Source organism: Aminobacter sp. P4_H6_2 (assembly GCF_056400805.1).
This window is the reverse complement of record NZ_JBFUKO010000467.1, coordinates 1-4,383: the sequence shown is the minus strand read 5'-3', so window position 1 is coordinate 4,383 and position 4,383 is coordinate 1. Positions and strand designations below refer to the sequence as shown.

Here is a 4,383-nt window from a genome sequence, read left to right as displayed (position 1 = left end):
GCCCGATGCCGTCCAGTAGGGAACCGTCCGCCGCTTCAGCATCTCGCGGAACTCAGCGGTGGTCTTGGGAAGAAGCTCGCCCGAGCCCCAGTCGACGATCACGCCGTACTGGCGAATCAGATCGAGCATGTTGAGCTTCTTGTCGCGATAAAGTGCGGCGATCTTCTCGGCGTCTTCGTGCAGCCATTCCTTGCGATGGCTGGCGATGCGCGCCCGTTCGGCGAGCGTGGCGTTCTCGTCGATCTTGTATTCGTCGAGATCGATATCCACGACATGGACGACAACGCCGTAGTCCTTCTTGGCCCGCTCCACCGAAACGTAGCCTTCGACCACGTCACCGAGCACACTCTTGATATCGCGCTTGAGGGGATCGCCAAGACCACCACCGCCGGCCGAGGGGCGCTGGACGGTGTCGCCTTGCTGCAGCGGCACACCGGAGAAGAGGGAGCCAAGGTAGCGCTCCGTCTCTTGCCCAGGATTGACCCAGACACCGTGCGGGATGGAGGGCAATCCGCCCCACAGGCCCCAGGTGATTGAGCGTTCGCGGTCGCAGCAATAGGACACCACGGTGCGTTCGCAGGCGTAAAGCGTGCCGCCCTTCTGGACGCCAAGACCGCCGCGGAACTCGCCAGGGCCACCGGAATCGGTCATCAGCTCGTGGCAGGTGGTCAACACAGGCGACAGCCGCTCCTGGCCTTCGAAGGGCTGGGTTCCGAGCTGGACGCCGAACACCGGGCCAGTTGCCGCCCAGCCGTCGCGGCCGTTTCGCGCCCCCCAGCCGCCGACCATCCAGTCGTACCACATGAAGTAGGGCTTGCCTTCGTGACGCGTGTCGCGGCCGCCGATCAGCAGATAGTCGAGGTTGAAGGTGCAGGCCATCGCGCGTTCCGGCAGGACCTCCGCCCAGAGCTCGAAGACCGCGTTCATGATCTTTTCGAACGGCCCGGAAGCGAAGCCGGCGACCGGGGTGGGCCATTCGGCATTGACGACCGAGCCGAGCGGGCCGGCATCGACTGTTACCACGCGGTAGAAGCCGGAGTTCATCGGAATGTCCGGTGACTGCATTTTCGTTCCGGCAACCACTGCGGCGAATGCGCCGCCGTAGCAACAGTTCAGGAATGAACCGACAGACTTGGGATGCGATCCGGTCAGGTCATAGTGGACGCGGTCGCCATCGATGGTCATCTTCACCTTGATGGGGACAAGACCTTCGCCAAGGTCAGGGTCAACGTCAATGTAATCGATGGTCTCCCAGGTACCATCAGGCAAATCGGAGATGCGCTGGCGCGTCATATCCTCGACGTAGTCCTGGACCTCGTTGAACGACTTCTTGATCGTGTCGACGCCATATTTGTCGCACAGGCGCTGGACCTCGCGTTCGGCAAGACGGCAAGCTTCCGCCTGCGCCTGGAGGTCGCCGATGATGTCACTGGGCGCGCGCGTGTTGTGGGCGATAAGCTCGGCGACGTCGGAGAGATAGACGCCCTTGCTGTAGACCCTGACCGGCGTGATGCGCAGGCCTTCGGCCATGTGATCGAGCGCATTCACATTGAACGAACCGGGCACGGCACCGCCRACATCCGCCCAATGGCCGTTGGCCTGAGCGTAGCCAAGGAGTTCACCCTTGTAGAACATTGGCGCGAACAGGCGGGTGTCGTTGAAGTGGGTTCCGCCTTGGTAGACGTCGTTGATGACGAAGACGTCACCTGGATGAACGTCGTTGCCGAACTTCTTGATCACCGCCTTGGCGGTCAAATGAAGCGTGCCGACGTGAGCGGCGATATCGCCGCTGCCTTGCATGATCGTGTCTCCGGTCGGGTCGCACAGGGCCGAGGAGAAGTCGCGGGAGTAGATTACGAACGAGTAGCAGGTGCGCAGGATCTGCTCTGCCATCTGGTCGACGATGTTGACGTAGGCGTTCTTCAGAACTTCGAAGGTAACTGGATCGAGCGTACGGCGATCTTTTTTCGGTGCCATTTCCAATCTCCAATTCAAATTTGTGTGGCGATAGGTGCGTGGTTCAGGACTGCTGCGGAACGTGCATCCTGATGATCAGGTACTCATCCACTTCGGCCTTGATCCCGGGTGGCACGACGATGGTGGAGTCGAGCTGGTCGATGATCGCGGGCCCAACGACAACCGCGCCTGCATGGAGGGTCGAGCGGTCGTAGATCGGCGTCTGGATGCGCTCGGGCGCTTCGTCGAACCGCACCAGGCGTTCGCCGACCGGAGCCGGGAGCGGGGCCTTGCGTAGTTCGTGTTTCGCCAGTTCCGCCTTGCGGTTGAGGCCGGTGGCCTTGACTTGGATGCGGCACACCTCGACCGGGGCGTCGGGCCTGGAGTAGTTGTGCTCGCGGCCATGTTCCTCATGGAACTGCTTGACCGCCTCATCAAGGTTGGTGATGTCGGCGCTCACCGGGATCGACATCGAACGCCACTGGCCGAGATAACGCATGTCGATGTAGCGCTGGAACAGCATCTGCTCAGGAGAGATATCCTCGCTCAACAGGCGGTCGTGACCGTCTTCCTCCAAGAGGCGGAAGGCATTGTTGAGTTCGGCCATGTCGATGTCGCTGACCGTATCGGTGTACATCTGCGTGATGTCGTGAGTGATGTCGACGAGCAGGCAGCCCATTGCCGAGGTGACRCCAGGGTTCGGCGGGATCAGGACGACAGGGATGTACAGATCCCGAGCCAGAGCCACGCCGTGCAACGCACCCGCACCGCCGAAGGCGACCAGCGCGAAGTCGCGTGGGTCGTAACCCTTGCGCAGCGAGACCAGGCGAACGGCGTCAGCCATGTTGGCGTTCGCGACCTTGAGGATCGAAAGTGCCGCTTGCTCCGCATCCATGCCGAAAGGTTCAGCGATGACGCGGTTGATGGCGCTTTCCGCAAGCTTGATGTCAAGTTCGACCTTGCCGCCGGCGAGCTTGGTTCCCAAGCGACCGAGAAACACGTTGGCGTCGCAGTTTGTCGGCTCCGTCCCGCCCTGGTTGTAGCAGACCGGTCCCGGCGTCGAGCCCGCGGATTGCGGTCCGTTGCGAAGTGCACCGGCCGCGTCGCGCCAGGCCAGCGAGCCGCCGCCGGCGCCGATGGTCAGCACCTCGATACTTGGGAAGCGAATCGGATAGCCGTATTCGACATGCCAGTCGTTGGTGACGTGGAGGTGGCCATCAGAGCAAAGGCTGATGTCGGTGCTGGTGCCGCCCATGTCGAGGCTGATCGAGTTCTTGTACCCGGCCAGTTCGGAGATGAAGCGGCTTGCGATCGCGCCGGCGGCGATACCGGAAGCGGCGAGGCGCGCTGCGAACTTGGTGGCGCCCTTGGCGGTCATCACGCCGCCGCCCGAATGGAGCAGCAGCACGTCGCCGGCATAGCCGCCGTCCTGCATGCGGCTTTCGAGCTCGGCGCCATATTGTCCCGCGACCGGTCCAAGCACGGTGTTGGCGACTGTGGTGTTGAAGCGTTCATGCTCGAAGATTTCAGGCATGATGTCACTCGACAGCGAAATTGAAACGCCGGGCAATTCGTCAAGCAGGATGTCGCGCATCCGCTGCTCATTCTCGGGATTGACAAAGGAATTCACAAAGCAGATGGCAATGTTGTTGACATTGCGCTTCCTGATGACCCGGGCGAGTTCACGCGCCTCGGCTTCATTGACGCCCTCAATGACCTTGCCCGAGTAGTCGATGCGCTCGGTGACCACTAGGCGGTCGCGGCGCGGCAGATAGGGCGGGGCCATTTCCTTGTACGTGTCCCAGAGATCGTCACGCGTGCCGCGCCGGATTTCGATGACGTCGCGAAAACCCTTGGTCGTGACCATGATGGCGGGCGGGAAACGGCGGGTGATCAACGCGTTCGTGGCTAGCGTCGTACCATGCGAGAACAGGATGATGTCGCGAAGGGCGACACCGCCCGCTTCGATGCCCTTGAGCACACCGTCTATCGGATCCGGCGTCGTCGGCGTCTTGGCGACATGTATCTTGCCGGACGCCTCATTCAGGATGCACACGTCGGTAAATGTGCCGCCCACATCGCAGGCCACGCGCACCGCAGTGCCAAACGTCTCAACTTTATTCACGTCCAGTTCCTCCTCAGGCTGATGTTGTTTTGTGCTCCGCCGCGCGGACCGTTTTGACAAAGCTCCGCACGTCTGGGATCCGACAGGAATCTCAGGGATTTTTTGGTAGGAGAGACTTGCGTCGCTCCAAGCGGCAATGGGTATTGTCAGCGTCGTTGCTGTCTGCGGAGCCGAAGAAAAGTCGGGCGCAGCGCAGTGGTGATAAAACGCAAAAAGGCTCCGGCGGAGATGACCCGCAGGAGCCTTTTTGCTCTGTTCTCAGCCCGCATCGTCGCAGGCCTGATGCCAATGATCATCCGAGA

General features: G+C 61.6%; 3 protein-coding genes. 1 reads left to right on the top strand and 2 read right to left on the bottom strand.

Annotated features, from left to right (window positions below):
* Together AC1DUU_RS24445 and AC1DUU_RS24440 are read right to left on the bottom strand one after the other, a co-directional pair.
* Nucleotides 1–1,977 (bottom strand): hydantoinase B/oxoprolinase family protein (locus tag AC1DUU_RS24445; protein ID WP_476785970.1); only part of this gene is annotated, 1,977 nt, incomplete at its 3' end.
* Between the two features lie 43 nt (nt 1,978–2,020).
* Nucleotides 2,021–4,081: a hydantoinase/oxoprolinase family protein gene (locus AC1DUU_RS24440; protein WP_476785969.1), complete on the bottom strand. Its 2,061-nt coding sequence runs from the start codon at nt 4,079–4,081 to the stop codon at nt 2,021–2,023.
* A 116-nt stretch (nt 4,082–4,197) separates the two neighbouring features.
* Here AC1DUU_RS24440 and AC1DUU_RS24435 point away from each other — a divergent pair.
* The coding region (locus AC1DUU_RS24435; protein WP_476785968.1) for a hypothetical protein at nt 4,198–4,383 on the top strand (186 nt) is incomplete at its 3' end.